Origin of the sequence: Paenibacillus durus ATCC 35681 (genome assembly GCF_000993825.1) — a bacterium.
Lineage (GTDB): Bacteria > Bacillota > Bacilli > Paenibacillales > Paenibacillaceae > Paenibacillus_AQ > Paenibacillus_AQ durus_B.
On sequence record NZ_CP011114.1, the window covers coordinates 5,432,693 to 5,457,765 of the forward strand.

General features: G+C 57.3%; 18 protein-coding genes and 1 pseudogene. 14 read left to right on the forward strand and 5 right to left on the reverse strand.

Going from position 1 to position 25,073, the window contains the following annotated elements:
- The first annotated feature begins 28 nt into the window (after window positions 1-28).
- The 7 genes and pseudogenes from VK70_RS25410 (at window position 29) to def (ending at window position 5,378) form a co-directional block, all read left to right on the forward strand.
- The gene (locus VK70_RS25410) at window positions 29-346 is read left to right on the forward strand and encodes a hypothetical protein (RefSeq protein ID WP_025688501.1); all 318 of its coding nucleotides are present in this window, start codon (window positions 29-31) and stop codon (window positions 344-346) included.
- Window positions 343-874 (forward strand): annotated as a pseudogene (uvsE, locus tag VK70_RS25415) (UV DNA damage repair endonuclease UvsE); the annotation flags it as partial. The gene VK70_RS25410 and the pseudogene uvsE, both read left to right, overlap by 4 nt.
- A 218-nt stretch (window positions 875-1,092) precedes the next feature.
- A complete protein-coding gene (gene fabI / locus VK70_RS25420) occupies window positions 1,093-1,863 on the forward strand; it encodes an enoyl-ACP reductase FabI (RefSeq protein ID WP_025694492.1) in 771 nt (256 codons plus the stop codon).
- 83 nt (window positions 1,864-1,946) lie between these two features.
- Window positions 1,947-2,825 carry an inositol monophosphatase family protein gene (locus tag VK70_RS25425; protein WP_025694493.1) on the forward strand — a complete coding sequence of 293 codons (879 nt, stop codon included), beginning with the start codon at window positions 1,947-1,949 and terminating at the stop codon, window positions 2,823-2,825.
- 27 nt (window positions 2,826-2,852) lie between these two features.
- A complete protein-coding gene (locus VK70_RS25430) occupies window positions 2,853-3,170 on the forward strand; it encodes a hypothetical protein (protein ID WP_025694494.1) in 318 nt (105 codons plus the stop codon).
- A gap of 256 nt (window positions 3,171-3,426) precedes the next feature.
- On the forward strand, window positions 3,427-4,707 hold the full coding sequence (locus VK70_RS25435) for an SGNH/GDSL hydrolase family protein (protein ID WP_025694495.1): 1,281 nt from the start codon (window positions 3,427-3,429) through the stop codon (window positions 4,705-4,707).
- A gap of 104 nt (window positions 4,708-4,811) precedes the next feature.
- On the forward strand, window positions 4,812-5,378 hold the full coding sequence (gene def / locus VK70_RS25440; protein ID WP_036638943.1) for a peptide deformylase: 567 nt from the start codon (window positions 4,812-4,814) through the stop codon (window positions 5,376-5,378).
- A gap of 338 nt (window positions 5,379-5,716) precedes the next feature.
- Here the strand turns inward: def and VK70_RS25445 are convergent, their stop codons facing one another.
- The gene (locus VK70_RS25445) at window positions 5,717-7,033 is read right to left on the reverse strand and encodes a glutamate-1-semialdehyde 2,1-aminomutase (RefSeq protein ID WP_046723962.1); all 1,317 of its coding nucleotides are present in this window, start codon (window positions 7,031-7,033) and stop codon (window positions 5,717-5,719) included.
- Between the two features lie 193 nt (window positions 7,034-7,226).
- A complete protein-coding gene (locus VK70_RS25450; protein ID WP_046723964.1) occupies window positions 7,227-8,273 on the reverse strand; it encodes an LCP family protein in 1,047 nt (348 codons plus the stop codon).
- Window positions 8,274-8,402: 129 nt separating this feature from the next.
- Here VK70_RS25450 and bcp point away from each other — a divergent pair, with 129 nt between their 5' ends.
- Window positions 8,403-8,870: a thioredoxin-dependent thiol peroxidase gene (gene bcp / locus VK70_RS25455; protein ID WP_025695825.1), complete on the forward strand. Its 468-nt coding sequence runs from the start codon at window positions 8,403-8,405 to the stop codon at window positions 8,868-8,870.
- Window positions 8,871-9,000: 130 nt separating this feature from the next.
- Window positions 9,001-13,278: a 2-hydroxyacyl-CoA dehydratase gene (locus VK70_RS25460; protein WP_046723966.1), complete on the forward strand. Its 4,278-nt coding sequence runs from the start codon at window positions 9,001-9,003 to the stop codon at window positions 13,276-13,278.
- A gap of 79 nt (window positions 13,279-13,357) precedes the next feature.
- Here the strand turns inward: VK70_RS25460 and VK70_RS25465 are convergent, their stop codons facing one another.
- Entirely contained in the window at window positions 13,358-13,660 is a 303-nt protein-coding gene (locus VK70_RS25465) for a zinc ribbon domain-containing protein (RefSeq protein WP_025698337.1), read from the reverse strand.
- Window positions 13,661-13,685: 25 nt separating this feature from the next.
- On the reverse strand, window positions 13,686-14,666 hold the full coding sequence (locus tag VK70_RS25470; RefSeq protein WP_025698339.1) for a helix-turn-helix transcriptional regulator: 981 nt from the start codon (window positions 14,664-14,666) through the stop codon (window positions 13,686-13,688).
- A gap of 174 nt (window positions 14,667-14,840) precedes the next feature.
- Here VK70_RS25470 and VK70_RS25475 point away from each other — a divergent pair, with 174 nt between their 5' ends.
- Window positions 14,841-16,124 carry an MFS transporter gene (locus VK70_RS25475; RefSeq protein ID WP_046723968.1) on the forward strand — a complete coding sequence of 428 codons (1,284 nt, stop codon included), beginning with the start codon at window positions 14,841-14,843 and terminating at the stop codon, window positions 16,122-16,124.
- Here the strand turns inward: VK70_RS25475 and VK70_RS25480 are convergent.
- Window positions 16,099-16,749, reverse strand: coding sequence for a DedA family protein (locus tag VK70_RS25480; protein ID WP_025695470.1), 651 nt, complete (start codon window positions 16,747-16,749; stop codon window positions 16,099-16,101). The two genes, VK70_RS25475 and VK70_RS25480, sit on opposite strands and share 26 nt — an antisense overlap.
- Window positions 16,750-16,915: 166 nt before the next feature.
- Here VK70_RS25480 and VK70_RS25485 point away from each other — a divergent pair, with 166 nt between their 5' ends.
- The 4 genes from VK70_RS25485 to guaA all read left to right on the forward strand — a co-directional run bounded on the left by VK70_RS25485 (window position 16,916) and on the right by guaA (window position 24,946).
- Window positions 16,916-18,346 (forward strand): polysaccharide deacetylase family protein, encoded by a 1,431-nt coding sequence (locus VK70_RS25485; RefSeq protein WP_025695471.1) that lies wholly within the window; start codon window positions 16,916-16,918, stop codon window positions 18,344-18,346.
- Window positions 18,347-18,443: 97 nt separating this feature from the next.
- A complete protein-coding gene (locus tag VK70_RS25490) occupies window positions 18,444-19,853 on the forward strand; it encodes a DUF58 domain-containing protein (RefSeq protein WP_046723970.1) in 1,410 nt (469 codons plus the stop codon).
- Window positions 19,822-22,689, forward strand: a complete 2,868-nt coding sequence (locus VK70_RS25495; RefSeq protein ID WP_046723972.1) for a transglutaminase TgpA family protein — start codon at window positions 19,822-19,824, stop codon at window positions 22,687-22,689. The genes VK70_RS25490 and VK70_RS25495 overlap by 32 nt, the downstream gene beginning before the upstream one ends.
- Window positions 22,690-23,407: 718 nt before the next feature.
- The gene (gene guaA / locus VK70_RS25500) at window positions 23,408-24,946 is read left to right on the forward strand and encodes a glutamine-hydrolyzing GMP synthase (RefSeq protein WP_025695052.1); all 1,539 of its coding nucleotides are present in this window, start codon (window positions 23,408-23,410) and stop codon (window positions 24,944-24,946) included.
- Window positions 24,947-25,073: the final 127 nt, after the last annotated feature.

Consider the following 25,073-nt stretch of genomic DNA (forward strand, 5'->3'; position numbering starts at 1 on the left):
ATCATCCGGCCGGAAAGGAGAAGGGATTATGGGATTTCAAACGGAGTTTAATTCGGTATGCAAATTCAAGAATGAGCAGGAGCTGTACGAACTGCTGGAATACGGACGCTGTAAAATGCTGAAGCAGGGGTTCCGCATCTTTCCGACCGGACAGAAGGTTATTGCCTATACGCCGGACAACATTGCCGTGGCTATCGTTAAAATCTCCGCGTCTATCGCGGAAATCAACTTCCAGGGCCATGAAGTCACTGCGGTCGAGATGGAGCTTGTCCGCAAGTTGAACGACGAAGAATCGAGAGTACAGACGGCGCTGGCCGATGAGATGTTCTTCGGGGAGCGGGAATGATCGTCCGCTTCGGCTATGTCGCGATGTCCACCGTCATTAAAGATTGTTCACCATCCAAGACGATGACGCTGGCTTCATTCAGCAAGCTGCGAGACCGCGAGGCGGCGATTCGCCGCCTGGAGTCGATTGCCAGAGGCAATTTGCATAATACGCTCAGACTGCTGAGGCATAACCGGGCGCCCGGACATAAAGGTATACCGGATGACCTCGAAGCTGGTTCCGCTGGCTACCCACCCGGAGCTGCGGGATTGGAATCCGTTTGCCGCGCTGGCCGATGATTTTGCCGAAGTTGGCCGTTATATCAAGAAGAACGGGATAAGGGCGTCTTTCCATCCCGATCATTTTACTGTCCTGAGTACTCCCCGTCCCGAGGTGCTGGCCAGTTCCATACGCGATCTCCGGCATCATACGGACATGCTGCTGGCCATGGATCTTCCGGCAACGGCCAAGAACAACATTCATATCGGCGGAGCCTACGGGGATAAGTCTTCGGCGGCGGAGCGGTTCGTTCAGCACTTCCGGGGGCTCTCGAAGCCAAGGCGAAGGATGGGGCGCTGTTTGGGCTAATGAAGACGCTTAAAGGACTGGAAGGTATAGAAAGCGGAATCACCGTCCTTGACGGAGCAAGCATCATTATCGAGGCATAGATTTATGTCTTGTCTGACTTGATAAGTGGCCGCAAATGAGGTACTTTGAAGGAAACTTTGATTTATCCGCAAAATTTAACAATTAAAGGAGCAGATAAAATGGGAGAACTGCTGACCGGAAAAAATATTGTTGTGATGGGCGTGGCGAACGATCGCAGCATCGCCTGGGCGATTGCCAAAAGCCTGTCGGAACAAGGAGCGCGCCTTGCCTTTACATATGAAAGCGAACGTGTGGAAGGACGGGTGCGCAAGCTGGCCGAGACTATTCCCGGTTCAGTGATTCTGCCGTGCAACGTTACGGTTGATGAGGAGATCGACAAGCTGGCGGAGGATCTGAAAGAGAGCTTTGGCGTGCTGCACGGCATTGTGCACAGCATCGCCTTCGCCAAAGGAGAGGACCTCGAAGGCCGCTTTGCCGACACTTCGCGCTCGGGCTTTGCGCTGGCGCATGATATCAGCGCCTACTCGCTGGTTGCGGTCGCCCAGCGGCTGCATCCTCTCATGACCGAGGGCGGCTCCATTATCACCATGACGTATATGGGCGCGGAGCGCGTCATGCGCAATTATAACGTAATGGGTGTGGCGAAAGCGGCGCTTGAGGCTTCGGTGCGCTATCTGGCGAGCGACCTCGGTCCGGACAACATCCGGGTGAACGCCGTATCGGCCGGACCGATCCGCACCTTGGCTGCCAAAGGCATCAGCGATTTCAACTCGATTCTGCGTATCGTGGAGGAGAAGGCGCCGCTTCGGCGCACTACGGATACCGCTGAGGTCGGCGATACGGCGATGTTCCTGATGAGCCATCTGTCACGCGGGATTACCGGAGAAGTAATTTATGTAGACGGTGGATATCACATCATCGGAGGTTAGCAAGCGGGCCGGACGGCAGGTCCCCGCGAGCTGCGAAGGATCGCTGGACCCGGCTATCAAGTTGAAGAAAGCGGAGTGAAGAGATGAGTTCTTTAAATCCTAATAGCAGTAACGAGCGGGAACCGTATGTCGTATCCAGCAAAGGTTATACGGCGGTAGCCATCAATGCGGCGGCCAAAGCCGGAGAATATATCAAGAGCAGACAAGGAACAGTAAAGGAACTGGGAACGAAGTCATCGGCGCGTGATCTGGTGACGGAAGTGGATAAAGGCGCAGAGCAGATGATCCGCAGACTTGTGATGACGCACTATCCCGATCATGCTTTTCTGGGTGAGGAAGGAGTCGAGCCGGGAGCCAATGCCGTAACCGCCGCGCTGGAGGAGCTTAAAGACAACGAGTACCTCTGGATCGTCGACCCGGTGGACGGAACAACTAACTTCGTGCACGGTTTTCCCTTCTACGCGGTATCCATCGCGCTTGCCGTACGCGGCGAATTGACGGTTGGCGTCATTTATGATCCGGTGCGCGATGAAATGTTTGTGGCTGAAAAAGGAAAAGGCGCTTACGTGCATGGCGTCAAGACTGCCGTCTCTTCGGAAGCCACGCTTGACGACAGTCTAATTGCCATTGGCTTTCCGCCGGACCGGCAGTTTGCCCAGCCGACCAATCTGGCCGCCTTCCAGAACATCCTGCCAAAAGTCCGCGGCGTCCGCGCCGGGGGGTCCGCAGCTCTACATCTGGCTTATGTGGCCGCAGGAAGGGTCAGCGCTTACTATGAAGCGGGTCTAAGTCCTTGGGACTGCGCCGCCGGTGTGCTGCTGGTCAAAGAATCGGGCGGAGTGGTTACTGATATGCGGGGTGAGCCGTACCATATCGGCACACGCCACATCGTGGCTTCCAACGGGCATATTCACGAAGACGTTCTAGCTTCCCTGAAAGAAGCGGGAGCGACCGGATTCTAGCATATACAGAAGGAGGCATGGCTTAGGGTGAACGGGAAGGAAGATCTGGAACGTCGCTTGAGCGAGATGCTGACCGAAGGCGAACTTGCGCAAAGCAGCCGCGAAGCGGGACAGCGCCATTCCATATCGCCGAAATACGAAATACGCATTCAGACCGCGCTTGATCCGATTGTGGAAGAGATTTACCGGTATCGGGAAATGGCGCAGGAGCTGGACGACAGATATGACAAATATCTGGAACGGACGCAGACAAAAGAACGGAAAGATGCCTCATCAGATCCGATTTCCAGCACGGCTTCCGATACGCCTGCGGACGGGAAGGAGCTTTCCAAAGGCGGCGAATAGAATAACCGGAGCCACGGCTGTGAACGGGTATGCGGGACCTTAGCCGGTGCATTTATAACATAACAGAGTCCAGGGACGTGTCGCAGCGGAACTGGGCTCTTTTTATCATACTAAAGCTCCAAGAGAAGCGTCCTGTGATGCCGCAGCCCGCCTGCGGCATATTTGGAGTGGCGGCGCCAAGTCTACCTTTATAGGAATCCGACCGAATGATAGAATGAAATAAATGGAAGTGCCAGTACAGACTTGGAGGGATATAATGATCGATTTGCGGAACAAATGGACAGCCGCCGCAATCTGCTTGCTGCTCGTAACCATGCTGCTGGGCCCGGGAGTCCAGGGCGCTTCGGCAGCCGCTGCGGAAGCGGCGCAGCCTGATGTTGTCAGTATCGTGACGCTGGGGGACTCCATTACAGCCGGCTATGAACCGGGCATGAATCTAAGCTCCCAGCCTTACGGTTACGCGGAACGCCTGCTTGAGCAGGCATGGTTTGACGGGAAGCGCGCGACGCTGGGCAACTATGGGATTCTGGGACTGACAACGGCCGGGTTTCGAAACTATACAGCGGCGATTAAGGATAGTACGGCCATTACCGCTGATAGCATCCAGCCCGGTATTGCCGATCCGCGTCTGGACTCGTTTGCGGCGAAGGCTGCGCAGACCAAAGCCGATATTGCGGGGGCAAAGCTGATTACAATCACGATCGGCGGCAATGATGTGAGAAGTCTGCTGCAGCAAGCCAAGGATATGTCAGATGCCGATCTAAAGGCTCGTGTGCAAGAGCTGCTGACCGCTTACAAGACCAACGTCACCGCCGCGCTGGAGAACTTGAGAGCGGTCAACCCGAATGCGACGATCATCATTGCGGACCAGTACCAGCCCGTTCCGCAGCTGTATGCCGGTCAGAGCTACGCGAAGTTGATGGGCGCTGCTGAAAGTTTTACGCAAGCGGCCGATAGTCTGACGGCAGGCCTGACCCGAAGCGACGCACCGGTGCTTGTCGCTCATGTTGCATCCCGTTTTGCAGGCCAGGAGGGATCGCTGTCGCATATTATCGCGGACTCCGATTTTCATCCGACCCAGCTTGGTTATGAGACCATCGCCAAGGTGTTCGCCGAATTGATATGGGGTTACTACCGTGTACCTACCAATTCTCTGACTCCCTCCGCTTCGCAGCGGCCGATGACGATTGTCGTTAACAGGGCCGAGCTGATGAATACGCCCAACAAGCCGATTGTTCGGGGCGGACAGAATTTCCTGGCGCTGGCGGATGTGCTGAAGGCGATGGGAGCAAGCGGAAAATGGGACAACAAGACCGCAAGCGCGACGATAACGTATGGAGGCCGGACGGTGGTCATTACGATCGGCTCCAAGACGATACAGGTTAACGGACAAAAGATCGCGATAGACAGCCCGGCCTTTTTACAAAAGACTGGAAAGGAAGTCAAAACGTACTTGCCTCTGGCCGCTCTGGCCACGGGTCTGGGCTTCGATGTGGAGTACAGCGCGCAGCTGCGTACCGCTTTTATCAATCCTTAAATATATTAATGATTAAGCAAGCGCGCATTAAAAGTTCATCAAGTGAAGCAAAGGTGGAGAGAACGGTGTCTGAAGCAAAGTTTACTCAGGATTATGTGATTACGATGGATGATATTGTAAGAGAGGGGCATCCGGCGCTTCGGACCGTTACGGAGCCGGTTAAGCTGCCTTTGACAGAGGAAGACCGCGAAACGCTGCTGTGCATGCTGCAGTTTCTGAAGAACAGCCAGGATGAGGAGGTGGCGGCCAAGTATAAGCTGCGCTCCGGAGTAGGGCTCTCGGCCAATCAGATTGGGCTGAATAAGCGGATGTTCGTCATGTTTACCCAGGATGAGTACGGCACAGTGATCGAGCACGCCCTGGTCAATCCCAAAATCGTCAGCCATTCTTTAGCGATGGTCTATTTGCCGGATTGCGAAGGCTGCCTGTCGGTCGACCGTCCGGTTCAGGGCTTTGTTCCGAGATATGAATCGGTCAAGGTAAAAGCCTATGATTTTGCGGCGGGCAAAGAGGTCCAGCTTCGGTTCAAGGGCTATACGGCGATTGTCATTCAGCATGAGATGGACCATCTTGACGGGATCATGTTCTACGACCGGATCGAGAAAGAGAATCCGTTCAAGCTGCCGCAGGGCGTTTCAATTCGCAGTCTGTATGACCGGAACGGAGAATAACACTGAAATAAATGATCTAGAAATGAATGATTTTCTGTAAAAAAGTGCACATTATGAGTCAAGGCGGCTGAAGCTTGCGTAACCGAAAGCGGCGGCCGCTTTTCTTATGCGTTCATTCGGTGGGAAAAAAGGGCTGCGGCAAGGTATAAGTATCGCAAGCGGAAGTGAATCCAACCGCTCTGGCGGACTGTTCCCGGCCTTGTGAGCCGTTAGCGGCGCCGCTGGCTTGGGACTGCCCACTGCCCCGCCGCACATCAAAAAGCCGTTCAAAGACAACAGTATCTGTCTTTGAACGGCGTATATCTTGAAATAGAAAACTGTATAAGCTTCGCGTTAGCTTATCTTTCTTCCTTCATCGCGCGGAAGGAGGCTTCCGCCGCTTCCAGGGTGGCATCGATGTCTTCGTCGGTGTGGGCCGTGGTCAGGAACCACGCTTCGAACTTCGAAGGCGCCAGATTGATGCCGCGGTTCAGCATATGGCGGAAGAAGCTGCCGAATGCTTCGCCGTCGGTATCCTGAGCCTCGTCGTAATCGGTGACAGGATGGTCGCAGAAATGGGTGGAGAAGGCGCCGCGGATGCGGTTGATCGTCAGCGGAATGCCGTGACGGTCCGCCGATTCTTTCAGTCCGTCCGTCAAGCGGATAGCCAACCGCTCCATTTCCTCGTATATGCCTGCACCCTGGAGCACTTCCAGGCAGGCGATGCCCGCCGAGATGGATGCGGGATTTCCCGCCATCGTGCCGGCCTGATAAGCCGGTCCGAGCGGCGCGACCTGATCCATTATCTCCTTGCGGCCGCCATAGGCTCCTATTGGCAGGCCGCCGCCGAAGATTTTGCCCATCGCCGTCAGATCGGGGATGATCTGATCATGGTTGTCCAGTCCGGCGTAGGTCTGGGCGCCGCCGTAGTGGAAACGGAAATTGGTAATCACCTCGTCGTAGATGACGAGCGAGCCATTGTCATGTGCCAGTTTGCACATGCCTTCAAGAAACCCGGGCTTCGGCATAACCATGCCGAAGTTGCCGACGATCGGCTCGACCATGACGGCGGCGACATCGTCGCCCCATTTGTTCAGCGCTTCGCGCAGCCCGTCCAGATTGTTGAACGGCACGGTAATGACTTCGTGCGCGATGCTTACCGGAATGCCGGCGCTATCGGGAATGCCCAGCGTGGACGGGCCGGAGCCCGCAGCGACCAGCACCAGATCGGAGTGGCCGTGGTAGCAGCCGGCGAACTTGATGATCTTGGTCCGGCCGGTGAACGCCCGGGCGACCCGGATCGTCGACATGACGGCTTCGGTACCGGAATTGACGAACCGGACTTTGTCGAGTGAAGGTATGGCTTCCTTGATCATTTTGGCGAGGGTAATCTCGAGCGCCGTCGGGGTTCCGTACAGCACACCGTTCTCCGCCGCCTTTGTAATGGCAGCGGTAATATGCGGATGGGCGAACCCGGTAATAACGGGACCGAAGGCCGCGAGATAATCGATGTAGCGATTGCCGTCCTCGTCCCAGAAATGGGCGCCGGAGGCGCGCTTCATGAAGACGGGCGCTCCGCCGCCAACCGCCTTGAAGGATCTGGAGGGGCTGTTTACGCCTCCGACGATGTGCTGGAGCGCTTCCTGGTACAGCTGTTCTGAATTGGAACGATTCATTAATGGGTCATCCTTTCGGCTTAGTGTTCTTGCTGAGCTCATATTTGGGTGAAAGCGCGTCAACGGGCGGAAGGCGCGATCCGCCGTCCGCCCGTGAGGGGCAATGCCTATTATGCTGTCTGCCGTATGACGGCTTATATCGTCCTTTCCGAAGCTGAGCCGCCATAGGGAGGCGCACAGCTCCGAAAGAAATTTACTGTCCGGCTGCGGCAGCGGCAGCGGACGATGCGGATGGAGAAGCCGCCGGCACTGGCTCGGTTTTGTTAAGCGTCTCCTGCACAAACTCTTTCAGTCTGTCCGGGTCGCGGATGTCGAGCACGGAGCCGAGCTTGCCCGCATTTCTTTCTTCCAGCAGATTGGACGGCGGGATCTGTTCACTTCCAGCTACGCTGCTGTCATACCCTACGCTCGCCAGCTTCCACATATCGTTCACCGACAGGTTCGTGTCGATATAGGGGCTGACCTGTGACAGAATACCTGGAAGCTTAACAAGCGAAGTGGTGCTCTTGAGCTTGTCCGCTACGGCGCTAAGGAAAGCGCGCTGACGCTGCGTACGCGTATAATCCGAGGTGGCGTCATGGCGGAAACGGACATACTGGAGCGCCTTGTTGCCGTCAAGGTGCTGATAGCCTTTTTTCAGATCGATATCGTACACTGGGCCATCAGCTATGGTCTTCCAGACCATGTCCTTTTCGACCGTGTAGTCGATGCCGCCGACCGCATCAATAAGCTTGATAAAGCCCTGAAAGTCGGTGTAGACGTAATATTGAATCGGAATCCCGAGCAGATCGCCGACGGTCTGCATCGCCGTATTGGGACCGTAGATAATGGCGGTATTCACACGATTTTTGTCATGACCTTCGATCGATACGTAAGTATCCCGAAGGATGGAGAAGACGTGAGCCTTCTTCTTTACCGGATCGAGAGAGACCACCAGCATCGTGTCCGAGCGGGGGATTTCACCCTTTTTTACGCCGCGCGCATCGACACCCATCAGCAGGATATTAACGGGTTCCGTTCCCTCCCATTTCGGAGGATCGGGCGTATCAGCGTCTACCGTTTCCACATTTGCGAATGGAGAATCATTGCCCTGCTTCTGCATGCTGTTAAGACCTTGGTAGATGGATGTGAAAAAATATACGGCTCCTCCGGCCAGAAGCAGAAGGAGGATCATCAGGATCCGAACCAGAGTTTTCTTCGATTTTCCCTTCTTGGCGTGTCTTTTCGACCTTGGCGGCATTCTCGCTCTTCCTTTCACATTTGCATTCCCTACATTATAATTTCTTTTATGGATACAATCAATTGTACACCCCGTGGGCCATATAACGCCCAGAACAGCCATAAACCTAATTAGAGGAGTGCATGAATTATGGAAGAGCTGTCTATTGGACAAGAGGCGCCGAACTTTACGCTGCCCGCCTCGGACGGAAGCGAAATCACCCTAAGCCAGTATAGAGGACGGAAGGTGCTGCTGTATTTTTATCCGAAAAATATGACGCCGGGCTGCACCCAGGAAGCCTGTGAATTTCGAGACGTCAATGACCGGATCACGGCCAAAGGAGCCGTTATTCTGGGCGTCAGCCCCGATAGTCTCCAGTCGCACGCCAAGTTTATCGCGAAGAATGAATTGCCCTTTCTGCTGCTCTCCGACGAGGACCACAAGGTAAGCGAGCAGTACGGCGTATGGCAGCTCAAGAAACTGTACGGCAAGGAATTTATGGGCATCGTGCGTTCCACCTTCCTGATCGATGAACAGGGCATCGTGTCCGATATCTGGAAAAAAGTGCGGGTAAAGGGCCATGCGGAGGCGGTCGCGGCGGCCCTAGACGGGGAATAGAGCGGGTATTTTCAAGCTCCAGGCGTTCCGTTAAATTTTTTACTGTTACATTTTTAACAGCTTTTAGCAGTCTGTTTATGTGATATTTTTCCTATAGTTAAAATTTTCAATAAGGCGTGGTGATAGCAGGATGCAGCTGAAGATCGGACTGGATGTGGGATCGACTACGGCTAAATTGGTTGTCATGGAGCGGAATCTGGTCGTTCATGAGGATTATGTAAGACACTATAGCGATATAAAAAAAGCGGTTCTCTCTTTGCTTGATCAAGTGATATCCCTGTTTCCGGATAGGGAGGCGGCGCTTGCGGTAAGCGGTTCTTCCGGCTTGTCTCTGTCCAAGCTAGGGAATGTGCCCTTTGTTCAGGAGGTTATCGCTTGTACAAAAGCGATCAGCGAACTGCTTCCCTCCTGCGATACCGCAATTGAGCTTGGGGGAGAGGACGCCAAAATCATTTACCTCACCGGCGGCATTGAGCAGCGGATGAACAACGCCTGCGCAGGCGGGACAGGCGCTTTCATCGACCAGATGGCGGCGCTGCTCCAGACCGATCCCACCGGACTTGACAGACTCGCGGCGGACCATCAGCGGATTTATCCAATCGCCTCCCGCTGCGGCGTATTCGCCAAGAGCGACATTCAGCCGCTGCTTAATGAAGGGGCGCGCCGGGAGGATGTTGCGGCCTCGATCTTCCAAAGCATCGTGAATCAGACGATCGCGGGTCTCGCCTGCGGGCGTAAGATTCGCGGACGGGTGGCTTTTTTGGGCGGCCCACTGACTTATTTATCCCAGCTTCGGGCCCGGTTCGCAGAAACGCTGGAGCTTGCGGAGGAAGACATTCTGTTTCCGGAGAGATCGCAGTATTTCGTGGCGATCGGCTCGGCGTTATCCGATGGCGGCAGTTCCGCCGCGCCGCTTGCCGAATGGCGGGACCGGATCGCCGCCATCGATTTCGCGTCCGAGCGTTCCGAGGACGGCGAGCTGCCGCCGCTCTTTGAGTCGGAGGCCGACCTTGTGGAATTTAGACGGCGCCATTCGGAAGCGGCGGCGGTTCGGGCCGATCTGTCCTCGTACCGCGGCCCTTGCTACCTGGGCATTGATGCGGGATCAACGACAACGAAGCTTGTGCTGACCGGCGCAAGCGACGAAATTCTGTATACATATTACGGAAGCAACAAAGGGAATCCGCTGCAATCAGTAAGCGACGCGTTGAAGGAAATATACCGGCTGCTGCCGGAGGGCTGCTATATCGCCGGCTCCTACGCGACCGGCTACGGCGAGGGGCTGATCAAGGCGGCGCTGAAGACCGACGGCGGCGAAGTGGAGACGGTCGCTCATTACAGGGCCGCCGCCAAATTTATGCCGAATGTCGACTTCATCCTCGATATCGGCGGCCAGGATATGAAATGCATCAAAATCCGGGGCGGCGTCATCGACAGCCTTATGCTGAACGAAGCCTGCTCGGCGGGCTGCGGTTCTTTTCTGGAGAGCTTCGCCTCGGCGCTCGGCCTGGGCGTCGCCGAGTTCGCCGAGGCCGCGCTGCAGGCGCAGGACCCGGTCAATCTCGGCTCGCGTTGCACCGTATTCATGAACTCCAAGGTTAAGCAGGCGCAGAAGGAAGGGGCGTCCCTGTCCGGCCTTTCCGCCGGTTTAGCCTACTCCGTCATCAAGAACGCCTTGCAGAAGGTAATCAAAATCCGCAGGTTTGATGAACTGGGCGAGCATATCATTGTGCAGGGAGGCACGTTCTACAATGAAGCGGTGCTGCGCGCATTTGAGCAGCTGACGGGAAGAACAGTCATCCGCCCGGATATCGCCGGTGTAATGGGAGCCTACGGCTGCGCTCTGCTCGCCAGGGAGAACGCGGCGGAGAGCGGCGTCAGCACGCTGCTTGGCCCGCAGGAGCTGGAGAACTTTACTTACGAGGTGACCCAGGGCCGGTGCGGACGGTGCGGCAATAATTGCCCGCTGACCATCAGCCGGTTCCCGGACCGCAGCTTCCATGTGACCGGCAACCGCTGCGAGCGCGGCGCCGGAGGGAAGAAGGAAAAGAACACGCTGCCGAACCTGATGCAGTACAAATATGACCGGTTCTTCGATTACGAGCCTTTGCCCGATGCGGAGGCGGCACGGGGCGTAGTCGGGCTGCCGCGCGCCATGAACTTGTTTGAGAACTACCCGTTCTGGCACGCGTTCTTTACCGCGCTTCGCTACAAGGTGGTGCTGTCCCCGAAATCGGACAAAAAGCTGTACGAAAGCGGAATGGACACCATTCCGTCCGAAGCGGTCTGCTATCCGGCCAAGATGGCCCACGGCCATGTGCAGAGCCTGCTTGGCCAGGGTGTCGATTTTATCTTCTACCCTGCCATCGTGTACGAGAAGAAAGAGGATAAGAGCGCCGACAACCATTTTAACTGTCCGGTCGTCGCCTCTTATCCGGAGGTCATCCGCAACAATATGGACGGCCTTAAGGAGAAGGGAATCCCGCTCGTCAGCCCGTTCCTGACCTTTGACGACACTCAAGCGCTGGTCAAAGGGCTGGCGCGGACCTTCCCGGACATTCCGAAGGATGAAATCTCTGCCGCTGTACAGGCCGGTCAGTTGGAAGCCGAACGGGCCAAGAGCGATTTGCGGCGAAAAGGCGAGGAGACGCTGGCGTTCCTTGAGGAAACCGGGACCAAAGGCATCCTGCTCTGCGGGCATCCTTACCATGCCGACCCGGAAATCAACCACGGAATCGCGGAGCTCATCACGGGCATGGGGCTTGCGGTTCTTACCGAGGATGCGATCTTCCACCTGGGGAGCGAAGAGAGCGATATCAGCATTGTCAACCAATGGACCTATCACGCTCGCATATACAGAGCGGCGCGGCTCGCGGCGGCCCGCAGCGATCTTGAACTGGTGCAGCTCACCTCGTTCGGCTGCGGCATCGACGCCATCACCTGCGACGCCGTGCAGGAGATTATGGAGCGGAAGGGCAAGGTGTACACGCTGATCAAGATCGACGAGATCAGCAATCTGGGCGCGGCCCGCATCCGGCTGCGCTCGCTGCTCGCGGCGATGCGCGAGCGCGAGCAGGGAGAAGCCGCGCCTCGCACGGCCCGGGAAGACGAGCAGAGAGTGACTTTTACGAAGGACATGAAGTCAGCGTATACGATTCTGGCGCCGCAAATGTCGCCGATTCACTTCGAGCTGATCGAGCGGGTGTTCCAGGATTTCGGCTACCGGCTCAAGGTGCTTGAGAAGTCCGGTCCCGAGGAGACGGAGGAAGGACTGAAGTATGTCAACAACGATGCCTGCTACCCGGCGATTGTGACGATCGGCCAGATTCTGTCGGCGCTGCAGAGCGGCGATTACGATCCCGACCGGACCGCAGTCATCATGTCGCAGACAGGGGGAGGCTGCCGGGCAACGAATTATATTTCCCTGCTGCGCAAGGCGCTGAAGGATGCTGGGCTCGGAAAGATTCCGGTTCTGTCGATGAACGCCTCGGGTCTTGAGAGCCAGCCCGGCTTCCGGATCGGCTTCAAGATGATCAACCGGATGTTCGCGGCCGCCTGCTACGGCGATCTGCTCATGCGGCTGCTATACCGCTTCAGACCTTACGAGAAGGTTCCGGGAAGCGCTGAAGCCCTGTTCCGTGAGGGGATGGAGCGCTGCAAGGACAGCCTGTCCTCCTTCTCGTTCCGTGAATATAAGCGGCTGTCCCGCGAGATTGCGTCAGGCTTCAGCCGTCTGCCGGTGACGGAGGAGGTTAAGCCGCGGGTAGGCGTGGTCGGCGAGATTTTGATCAAGTTCCATCCCGACGCTAACAACCGGCTTGTCGATCTGATCGAGGCCGAGGGCGGGGAAGTTGTAATGCCCGATTTTCTCGATTTCTTCTTCTACTGTGTGTACAATCCGATTTACGGGGCGGAGCAGTTCGGGAAGAGCAAGACGCTCGGGCTGATTAACCCGCTGCTCATTACGTATATACAGATGTACCGCAAGCCAATCACGGCGGCGCTTGAAGGTCTGGGACTCGCCCATAAAGACAAGAATATCTACCGTCTCGCCGAAAAAGCCGAAAGACTTGTGTCGATAGGCAACCAGATGGGCGAGGGCTGGTTCCTGACCGCCGAGATGATGGACCTGCTTGATCATGGAGTGAACAATATCGTCTGCATCCAGCCGTTCGCCTGCCTTCCGAACCACATTACCGGACGCGGGACGATGAAAGGGCTGAAAGAGCTGTATCCAAGCGCTAATATTGCCGCCATCGACTATGATGCGGGCGTCAGTGTGGTGAACCAGACGAACCGGATCAAGCTGATGATGTCGATCGCAAAGGAACTGGAAAGCGGCGGAGCGCTCTTCCAGGAGTCTGCCGGGTCCACGGCGGGGACAAAGCTGGAGGCGGCTCAGGCGTAAACGAATGGCAGCATAGCCGATATGAAAAAAAGGGACACATTCCAAGGTTGGTTTCAACCGGGTTGTGTCCCTTTGGCTTCTATGAGGAGACGCCCTCTTGTTTCCAGCGCTTAAGCAGTGGCAGCGACTGGGTGAGCATTCCCTTGGCGCCCATCTCATCCATTCCCTGCTCCACAAGATAACCGGTACAGAGGTCAATCATTCCCTGAAGGGTAATGTCCGGCTGCTTAAACTCGCCGTCTTCATAACAGTACTTGCAGTATTCCTCTGTCTGAACGCCTTCCCGTTCCGTCCCCAGCAAATCTTTCTCCGGCATCGGCATTCCGCAGCTTTGGCAGAACCGTCCGCTGTGTTCCACAGTGAGTTCCATGGTGTGTTCCATTTTCAACCACTCTCCCGCTAATATTTTATACAGTTACAGTATAAACCGGGGAACTGGACAGCTTACTGTCAGGTTGCCGGGCTGTATTTGCAGCAATGTCCACCGCGAGCTCGCCAAGCCGCTGTCTGACATGCTGCGGCTCCAGCACCTCGGCCGCAGACCCGAAGCTGAGCAGAAAGCCGTACAGCCATTCGTCGACGGGATAGCGCAGGGAGACGGTATAGCCGCCGCTGCCGTCCGCCTGAAGCTCGGAGCATTCGAAACGCTCCTCCGCGATACGCTTGTTTTTGGCTGAGAAATGAAGGATGACTTCGGTCAGGGCTTCACGCTCTCCAGGATAGTCATTCCATGGCAAATCCCTGAATGAAAGCTCGAGCCTGGTGAAGACCGCAGTTCCCTTAACCAGATCCTTCATTCTGTGCACCTTGAACAGCCGGAAATCCTCCCGCAGTTTGCAGTAGCCGTACAAGTACCAGGATTGGCCCTTCATGACAAGAGTATATGGCTCCACACACCGGACCGTTGCCGTTCCTTCGGCGCTGACATAGGCAAAAGAGACCGTTATGCTCTCCTCCAGCGCCTCCTTGAGCAGAGCAAGCTTCTGTTCGGATGCACCCGGAAGCCCCCACGGGGTGAGGTCGATAACTTGCCGCGCCGCTATGCTGCGGAACTGCTGCGAACGCGAAGGAGGTACGATGCTGCTGATCTTCTCCATCAATCGCCCGTGATCGCCCGTATAGGGGGAGAGGCTTCGCAGAGCGGAAAAGATTTGCGCCAGCTCATGGTCGGTAAGCACATTCCGGTCGAGCCGGTAGCCTTCGATTAACCCGATGCCTCCGCCTCCGCCCTGATAGGTAACCACCGGAATTCCGGCCAGGCTTAGCGTTTCGATATCGCGGTAAATGGTTCGCACCGACACCCCGAACATGTCGGCAAGCTCCTTCGCCTGAACGAGCCGGCGGCCCAGAAGCACGATGACGATGGACAGCAGACGATCTATTTTCATCGGTACGGATCTCCTTTTGGCGTGTCTGAAACATGAATTTTCGTGAAAAGCCAGTTAGTCATATCTTATTCCTTTTTCCGAATCCCGGAAAGGATGGGGATTGCCATCCACTATATATTCGATTAATATCTAATTAGATATTTATTTAATTTTGTGATAGTGAGGATGAAAGTTATGACACACCAAAGCACCGCCAATAGCGGCATAAGCGCCGGTTATTACCGATTGTTTGCCGCCGGCATCATCAACGGGATCGGTGATCGTTTCAGCCAGGTTGCGATGCTGTCGCTGATTCTCCAGCTTACCGGATCGGGCATGGCCGTCGGCCTGTCGCTCGGGGTCAAGCTCATTCCTTATTTGGCGCTCGCGCCGCTGGGCGGCTATCTAGGCGGGAAGCTGCCGCGCAAGACGATTATGATGGCGACCGATATTGCCCGGATTCCGTTCGCCTTGTCCTTTTTGTGGGTTACGGGGGAGGACCGGCTGTGGCTGCTGTACATCGGCAGCTTTATGCTGGCGGCGGGAGAGGCAATTTACGCCCCAGTGCGGAAATCGTCCATACCGCTGCTTGCGCGGCGAGACGCTCTGCTGAGGACTAACGCCATGGAGCAGATGCTGACCGGCTGCGTGCTCATTCTGGGCGCTTTGACGGGCGGCTTCGTCTCCCACTGGTTCGGTCCGCAGACGGCGTTCGTGCTGAATGCCGTCTCCTTCCTGGGCGCGGCGCTCATCATCTCGGGGATTTCATTCCCCCGTACTCTACCGGAAGAGCAGGAAGATGAAAGCAAAGAGGGGCACGGGACGGACACGTTGGCGGAAGATGGGGCGGACGGGCGCCAATCACGCTTCAAGAGCCTGCCAGCTGTGATTGCCGGAAGCGTATGCTTGCAAATTGTGCTTGGCTATGAGCTGCTCGTCTCTATTGTGAGTGGCCTCGACAATGTGCTGATCAGTGTGTATGCCATCCGCGTATTTCACGCGGGAGATATTGGTGTGGGGGCTTTTTACGCATCGCTCGGCGTCGGGCTTACACTGAGCTTTTGGGCCGGGCAACTGGTTAAGCGGAACCTGCTGGCGGCGGCGCTCGGAGGGCTGCTGCTGGAAGGGCTGCTGCACATCGGCATCAGCGTGACCGGAAGCTTTGCGGCAGTCTGCGGATTGTATGTTCTGACATCTCTTGTGTCGGGAATCGGGTATGCCTCGCTCGATACGCTGCTGATGCCGGAGACGCCCGCTAGGCGGCAGCCGCTTCTGTTCGGGCTGATGACGGCGGCGGGCAATACGCTGCTCGGCTTGTCCATGCTGCTGGCCGGTTATCTGCTAACCAGAGTGGAGCCCCGTTTGATGGGGCTTGCGGGAGGCGTCTGTTTTGCCGCAATTGCCGTTGTGCTGGGGGTGTACGCATGGATAAAAGGCAGAAAGGGCAGGAAGGTCAGCGTTCTTCCGAGGACTCCTTAACCGTGCCCACTATGCTGAGCGTTTTAACTCTGCGGCTGAAACGGAAGCGGTAGACGAGAATCATCGCGGCCAGCAGGACGGCGGCCAGCACGATCCATGGGGCGTAAGCCTCAAACAGATGGAATACAGCCGTCCATTGGGGTCCGAACAGCCGGCCGATCCCCAGAAACAGAATGACCCAGAACAAGGCGCCGCCATAGGCGTACAGGGCGAACTTGCGGAAAGGAAGAGCGATAATGCCGGAGAAATAACCGGTAAAATGGCGCACACCGGGGATGAAATAACCGATCGTAATCAGCCCGCTGCCGTACCGCTCGAACCAGCGCTGCGTTTTTTCAAGCTTGGCGGGAGAGAACAAAAACCACCGGCCGTACCGCTGAATAAACGGCATTCCGGCTTTGAGGCCGATGAAATACGTGATGGTCATTCCGATTGTCGTTCCGAAGAACGCGACGATAATCAATATCATAAAGTCGAGCCGCCCCGTATAGGACAGGTATCCGGCGAAAGCCATCGTCGTCTCTCCGGGAAAGGGCAACGCGATAAATTCCAGCAGCAGCCCGAAGAACAGCACGTTATATCCATACTTCCCGAATAATTCCTGTATCCAATTCAGCATTTCCATAGTTGATGTCACTCTCCAAAAAGATGGGCATTCGCCGCTTTAAGTTTTTTTCATACTTCCGGCACCGGCTGTTTCATTAGCAGGAAGGCATGTCTAATTTGTGGCTTGTCCTCATATAATCCAACAGAAGGCTGTAGCAGCCAATAGAATGCTGGAGGTTGAGAATATGGTTCGGAAAAAGCGCGGAATCAGCCGCCGTACGGCTGTCCGGCTTGTGCTTGCCGCTGTGATCCTCGCAGCTGCTCTGATTTACCGTGAAGCAGGAAATTCCCCTTTCGGGAAATCATCCGGTACGCTTCATGCCGCGGACAGCGGCGGAGCCGCCAAAGGAAGGGACGGCGCATCGTCCGATTCGGTAATCTCCGCGACTCTGAACGGACAAGCAAACCCTGGCTTGTCAGTGCGCGGCAGCCAACCGATGCCGTTCGTCGGCCTGCCGCCTGCTTTTCCAGAAAGCCGGACGCCGGTATCCCGCATCTCTAGGGCCCCCGTAAGCAAGGCTAAAGCTATGCCGGCGGCCGCCCAGAAAAGTGTCGAGCCAAAGACGGTCTACCTCACTTTCGACGACGGGCCCAGCACCGTTACCCCCAAAGTGCTTGAGATTCTGCGGCGGGAGCGGGTAAAGGCGACGTTTTTTGTGCTCGGAGACCAGGCCGAAACCCGCCCTGAGCTGATTAACGCGATCTGGGAACAGGGGAATGCCATCGGCAATCATACCTATAATCATAGTTATAAAGATTTATACAGCGGCTTTACACATTTCTGGAGCCAAATCAAAAAAACAGAGGAAATCATCCGCCAGATTACCGGCGTGCGGCCGCAGCTTGTCCGCGCCCCCGGCGGAACATACGGACATTTTGATGATACCTACTTCCATCTGATGAAGCAAGCGGGCTACCTGGCGACGGACTGGACGGTGGACAGCGGCGATTCGGCACGGAGGGGAGTCCCGGCTGCTGAAATACTGAAGAACTCGGTTCAGGGTACCCAGTCTTCCAGAGTTGTTCTGCTGCTTCATGATGGAGCAGGACATCAGGCAAGCGCCAAGGCGCTGCCGGAAATCATTAAGAAGTATAAAGCGGCGGGTTATGTGTTCAAGACGCTGGACGCCGGCAGCGAACCTATTCAGTTCAAGACTCATCCGGGCAAGGGGGCCGCGAAACGAACAAAGCCTGACGAAGCATGGATCGCCGCCAATATAACCCCGAATGCCGCCTTGTTTGCGCCAGGAAAACCGTTGGCGGTGGCAGCGGGAATGCTGCAAGCCTCGCTGCAGCCGGGGGAATACCGGATTGAGAACGGCCAATATATCGTCCCGCTGCGGGCCGTAGTCGAGCGGCTTGGCGGACAGGTGAGCTGGGATACCAGAACTCACAGCGGCCTGGCGGTGCTGAATGGGCGGACAATAACAGCGGATACGGATGGCGGCGGACTCGCCTTTACCGCTGGGGCCGGGGACCGGGGAGCAATCGCCTCGGAAGTTACTCTTCAAGGCGGCGCCATCTGGCTGCCGCTGAGGGATTTGCTGGAGTCCGCTGGACATCGCCTGCTCGGAGCGACATCGGTTCCGGAAGAACGGAGGGTAAAAGCGTCCTAAAGCCGCACACACGAACACCGGGAATAATGCGAGGTCTGTCTTTTCCTTTTCATGGGAATAATAATGACAAATCCCCAAGGAAAAGGAAGGATGTCCATTGACGAAACCAATCCGCAGGCCCGATAGCCCTGCCGTTTCTCCGAATCCGAATCTGCCCGGTCAATGGGCGCGGGCGCTGGCCGCAATGGGCATCATCGCAGGGCTGTACGGCTGGCTTGGCGGCTCTGCCCTGCTGTTTATCCTAATATTTATCGGGCTGGTGATGCTTGGCGGACTCTTGCTGCAGGTGCTGGGCCCTAGTAAATTTGAGCTGGCCCGGACGCTCTCTCCGGTTCAGCCGACGGCGGGGAATAACGTGATGGTAACGGTTGATCTCCGTTTTCGCTGCCGGCTGCCGGTTCCCTGGATGATGATTGAAGAGCATTGGAGCTGCGGAGATCATCGTCTGCTGCTGTTCCCCGGATTCCGGCGTACATTTCAATACACCTACAATCTGGAACGGCTGCCGAGGGGCCGCCAGCAGCTCCGTTCCTGCCGCGTTACCTGGGGGGATTTGCCGGGTTGGTTCACCGGCACAAACGCTCTCAAGGGGGAGCGGGAGTTTAAAGTATTGCCGGCTCCGCTGTATTACGGAGAGGTCTGCGCTGACTCCGGCGCCGGACCAGGGGGAGTCTCAGCCATGAGCCGGAGATGGAAGGGAGCGGAGGAAGAGTCGGATATTCGAAATTATCAGCCGGGAGATCCGATGAACCGGGTGCACTGGAAAAATACGGCGCGGCGCGGCTTTCTGCAAAGCCGCGTTCCCGAGAGGGAGAAAGGGCGCATGTTCTGCGTCGTGCTGGACAACTGCCCGGCTTCCTATGAAACGCCGTGGGAAGCGCTCCCTCCCCGGGGAAGTGGTTTGCCGGGAACTCCGGCCTTCGAGCTGGCCGTCTCAGCCGCCTTGGGTCTGCTGCTTACTGCGGAACGCGCAGGCTCCTACGCTCAATTGTTCACCGGCGGCTGGCCGGAAGGAATGGCGAGATACGAGGGAATGGGCATCATCCCGGCCAGAGTGCTGGATACGCTTGCCGATGTGGCGCCGGATGGAACGCGTACGCTGGCAAGGCTGCTGGAGGATGCCTCCCGGCAGTGCATTCCGGGCATGAGTATTGCGGCGATCACCGGCCGCCCGGACCGGGAAGCCGCGTTGACAATCTCCCGGCTGCTCGCTCAGGGGATCAAGGTGGATCTCTATTATGTATGGGACAGGGCGGCATCCGTTCAAAGCGCTAAGCAAGCCGCTTTGTACGAAGAGGCGGGCGGCCGATTCTCCGCTGTCCCTGAACGCATGCGGCAATGGAATGGGCAGCATACGGCTGTCTCTGCACGTTCCGCGCCCGCCGCGACCATCTGCGGCAGTCTGGGCAGACTGGGTGCGGGACTGTACTGCCTGGAGCATGCACTGCCTTACGGAGGCGGGGAGGGGACAGCGGATGAATTATCCCGCAAGCCGTCGGCGCGTTAAGCCTGTTGCTTCCTCCTCCGCAGCCTCATCTGGGATGATGTCCGGAACGGATGAAGCAGGGCAGAATAACCCGGATAGGCAGGACAGAACCGACAAGCGGGAGAGATTGGACAAGCGGAATCTACCGGACGGCGGACGAGAGAATGGTGGTGGGGGGCCGCGCAGCAGCCACGGCTCTGCGTCCATGTCCCGGTTTTGGAAGCGGCGGTCCGATGGCAGTGAGGGACCGCGCAGCGGCCGCGGCTCTGCGTCCATATCCCGGTTTTGGAAGTGGCGGTCCGATGGCAGTGAGGGACCGCGCAGCGGACGCGGCTCTGCGTCCATATCCCGGTTTTGGAAGCGGCGGTCCGGCAAATCGGGAACTATGCATCAAGGGTCTGCATTGCCGCATATTGCCGGGTCCGGGCGTATAAACGGGACGGCTCGGATGGGTCGGAACGCTACACTAACGGACCACGGAGACGGAGCTGCTCCCGAACCGTTGTCTTTAAGCTACCGGGCTCTGTTCTCCCTGTCCCTGTTCGGACTGTTCGCGGACTGGCTGCGTCCGCTGTACCGGATGGATTTGGGGGCGGAGACGGAGAGGCTGCTGGGAGTTCTGGCGTTAATGGCCGCAGCGCTGCTTATCACCGGGTTGTTCCGGGCATCTCCTTGGCATACGCTTCCGGTCCAAGCGGCCATTTTTGCGCTGTCGTGGTTCTATTTATGCTCGTCGTCTGCGGGAGCGGCTTGGCCTGACGGTCTTCTCCAGGCTATGGGGCATGACGGCCTCCTTCTCCTTTCCGGCAAAATCACTGAGATGACCGCCGCAAGCCGCCTTCTTATGCTGCTGGGAGGCTGGAGCCTGCTCGTCTTATCGGTGCAGCATCTTGCGCTGTTCAGGGGAAGCACATTGCTGTTCACATCCGTGACGCTGATTTATCTGCTGATTCTGGATAAGGGTCTCGGAAGCGATACAGCCCCCGACATCATACTGGCCGGAGCGCTCATTGCGTGGATGCAAGGAATGAGCGGCCTGCCGCGCCTGCTGGAAAGTGCCCGGGCCGCGGCCCGAGTCCCGTTCCTCCGCTGGACCGGCGCCGCTTGCCTGCTGGCGGGGAGCCTGACGGCGGCGGCCTGGACCGGAGCAGAGCTGCCCGGCGGACAGCCGGACCGGGTTCAGCCGCTGAAGTCGGCTGCCCAGCAGCTGCGGGACTGGGCATTCGATGGACTGCGCAGCCGCGCAGCCGAGATTGCGGGGACTACAGGGACCACGGGATACAGCTCGGGTGGCGAACTGGGAGGGCCGCTCACGCGAAGCGGCGACCCAGTCTTCACGGTGGAAAGCCCACGTTCCACCTACTTGCGCGGAGAAAGCATGGACCGGTATGACGGACGCCGCTGGACGAAGGCGGCTGCTCCAGCCTCGCCGCTAAGTTTGACAGCCCTTTCTTCCGGGGATGCCAAGGCTGCGGGCGGGCGTATTCTTCGCCAGCGGTTCCGTTTCGCGTCTCCATCCGCAGGCGGTATTCCTGTATTTAGCGCGGGCAAGGTGTTATCTATCTCGGATGTCAGACAACTGGACGGGAGCCGGCTCGGTTACATTCTGGCAGGCGGAGAGAAGGGAAGCTTCGCTCTGCCCGACCTGACAGGCTCCTCCAAAGTGACCGAATATACAGTGGATTCGCTGCTGGCCGAGAGCGATCCCGCCGTACTGCGGAAGCTGGCGGGCAGCGACCCTCCTGAAATTGCCGCAGCCGGCCTAGAGCTTCCGTCCTCCCTGCCGCAGCGGGTCCGGAAGCTGGCCGCCCGCCTTACGGACTCCGCAGGCAGCCGGTACGACGCGGCCTTGGCCGTCCGCGATTATTTGCAAGTAACGTACCCTTATACGCTGGATACGCGGGTGCCGCCGGAAGGGGCCGACTTTGTCGACGATTTTCTGTTCACGGAGAAGAAAGGGTACTGCGTCCATTTTGCCTCCGCGATGACCGTCCTGCTGCGCAGCTCCGGCATTCCGGCCCGGTATGTCCAGGGCTATGCCCCGGGCCGGAAGGCAGCGGGCCCCGGGCCGCAGCGGTATATGGTGACCCAGGGCGACGCCCATGCCTGGGTCGAGGTGTATTTTCCCGGCGCGGGCTGGGTCCCCTTCGACCCGACGCCGGCCTCGGCAGCGGGCCCCGCGCTGCCGGACCGCCCCTCGGCGGCTGCGCCCGCGCCGCCGGGAGGCCCCGCGCCCGCCACAGCCGGCGCGGGAATGCCGTCCGCCCCGGTTCCCGGGGGCGGACCGGGGCTGGCGCCGCCCGCAGCTGCGGCGGCGCTGCTTGCCGCCGCCGCGTGGCGCTGGCGGCGGAGCCTGGCGCTGCTGCGCCTCGGGCGCAGCGCCCTGCGCAGGGAGCGGCTGCTGCTGGCCGCGTCCCTGGTCTGGCGGGTGCTGGCCGCGCGCTACGGCCCGCCCCCGCCGGGGATGACGGGCAGGGAGTATGCCGCGTCCCTGCCCATTAACGATGCCGGACTGCGCGCAGCCGTCCGGCGGTTCGTCCGCCGCTGGGAGGCGCTGGCGTACGGCGGTGCGGGCGGCCCTGATCTGCGCCGGGCCGGTCCCGGTCCGCTTGGGCGGCATCTGCCCGGCGTTCCCGGGCAGGACTCCGCTCCGGCTGGCGACCGCTTGCCGGACTCCGGCCCTGCGCACAGCCTTCCGCAGCGCATACGCCGCTTAGCCAGCGGCTCTGCCATTCCGGCGGTATTCCCGGAACCCGCCCCGCCTTCAGAGGCTTGCGGATTCCCGGAGACGCCGGCTCTCTGGAGCGCAAGAGCATTTCTGCGCGATTGCCTGCGGATCGCTTTCTATTTGAGCTAAAGAGGCAGCCGTTCGCACGGCCGCCTCTCGCTTTTTGCAGATAACCTGCGATTGTACATCTTTTGCCGTCTTGAAGCCGCCACTGCACAATATGCCTGGTAATATGCAGTTTTTTACCCGTTCAACCTCATATGCAGCCGGTACAGCCTCAAAATTCCTGCACAATCGTAGGAATTTCCCTGCTGACATACGCATTCGCTGGAAAAACCTGCACTTTAGTAGTTTTTTTGAGACTTCCACCCCTAAAGGGGCAAGCTGACACCTTCGGCATCAGTGGGATTCTTGGGTGGTAGTCGGATGTACATTTCTGCTACCCGTAGTTCCCCCAAGTTCAGGGCGATCTCATTCGCCTATCCTAAAAAATCACAATCAACTTTACTTTGATCCCCTTGGTGTTACCGGCGCTACGGAGGCTACGGCCTACGCCTGCAATAATAAAGTTCAACGTTAGCTGTCCCAAACGGCGATTTCGAGTCCATCTCGAATTCATATGCCCCGAGGGGTAGTGCTCGCAAAATAATTGGCTTCAATTATTTATTAACTTCCTTATACGGGTCAGCCGAAGCTGTATTTTTCGGATGCGAAAGCACACTATGCATCTGTGAAAACTTTCCGCTAAAAGAATCCGTAAGCGATTACTTCGCAGCCTGTCCGCCTTTCCTTGACGGTGCGAATTACGTTCTCGTATAATGAATCCAACAATCAAGGGAGGCAAGCAATGAACAAGCCAAATGAAATTATCGTTGTTCTCGATTTCGGTGGACAATATAACCAATTAATCGCGCGCAGAATTCGGGATTTAGGAGTATACAGCGAGCTTCTGCCGTACAATACGCCGATCGAACGGATCAAGGAACTTTCGCCTAAAGGTATCGTATTCTCCGGCGGCCCGATGAGCGTTTACGCCGAGGATGCTCCGCATGTTGATCCGGCGATTTATGATCTTGGACTGCCGATTTTCGGCATTTGCTACGGCATGCAGCTGATGGCCCATCAGCTCAGCGGCAAGGTCGAACGCGCCTCCAAGCGGGAATACGGCAAGGCGGATCTGAATTTTGAACCCGGCGCCATCCTAGTTAAAGGGCTGGAAGGCAGCCAGACCGTATGGATGAGCCACGGCGACCATGTATCTCTGCTTCCGGAAGGCTTCAAGCTTGATGCCGGTACCGAAAGCGCGCCGATTGCGGCGATGAGCCATGAAGGACGGAAGCTGTACGCGGTGCAGTTCCATCCCGAAGTGCGTCATTCCGTACATGGCAACGAGATGATCAAGAATTTCCTGTATGAAGTTTGCGGCTGTGAGGGCAACTGGACGATGGAATCCTTTATCGAGGATGCCATTCAGGATATCCGCGCCAAAGTCGGCGGCAAGAAGGTGCTGTGCGCCCTGAGCGGCGGCGTCGATTCTTCCGTTGTCGCCATGCTGATTCACCGCGCCATCGGCGACCAGTTGACCTGTATGTTCATCGACCACGGTCTGCTGCGCAAAGGCGAAGCTGAGAGCGTTATGGAGACGTTCGTCGGCAAATTCGATATTCACGTCGTCAAAATCGACGCCCGCGAGCGTTTCCTCGGCAAACTGGCCGGCGTAGACGATCCCGAGCAGAAGCGCAAGATTATCGGCAACGAGTTTATCTACTGCTTCGATGAGGAATCTGCTAAGCTCGGCGATTTTGGTTTCCTTGCGCAGGGAACGCTGTATACGGATATCGTGGAGAGCGGAACCGCCACGGCGCAGACGATCAAATCGCATCATAACGTCGGCGGGCTGCCGGAGGACATGAAGTTCAGCCTGATCGAGCCGCTGAATACGCTGTTTAAGGATGAGGTGCGCAAGGTAGGCGAGGAGCTCGGCCTGCCGCATGCCATTGTATGGCGCCAGCCGTTCCCGGGTCCGGGTCTTGCCATCCGCGTGCTGGGCGAAGTTACGGAGGACAAGCTGACGATTGTCCGGGATTCGGATTACATTTTGCGCGAGGAAATCGCCAAGGCTGGGCTGGAGAGCGAAATCTGGCAGTATTTCACCGCGCTGCCTAACATGAAGAGCGTGGGTGTCATGGGCGATGCCCGGACATACTCCTACACGGTAGGCATTCGCGCCGTAACGTCCATCGACGGCATGACCGCAGACTGGGCACGTATCCCTTGGGATGTGCTGGAGAAAATTTCCGTCCGTATCGTTAACGAAGTCGAGAACGTCAACCGCGTCGTTTACGACATCACCTCCAAGCCGCCAGCAACCATCGAGTGGGAATAACCTAGTAAAAAATGAAGTGGTCCCCCACCAAAATCCCCACCAAGAAATTTTTCTTGATGGGGATTTTCTTTTTTAGAAATCTTAAGATGAAAACGAGAGAGTATTTAGTAAAAAATCAAATTCTGTT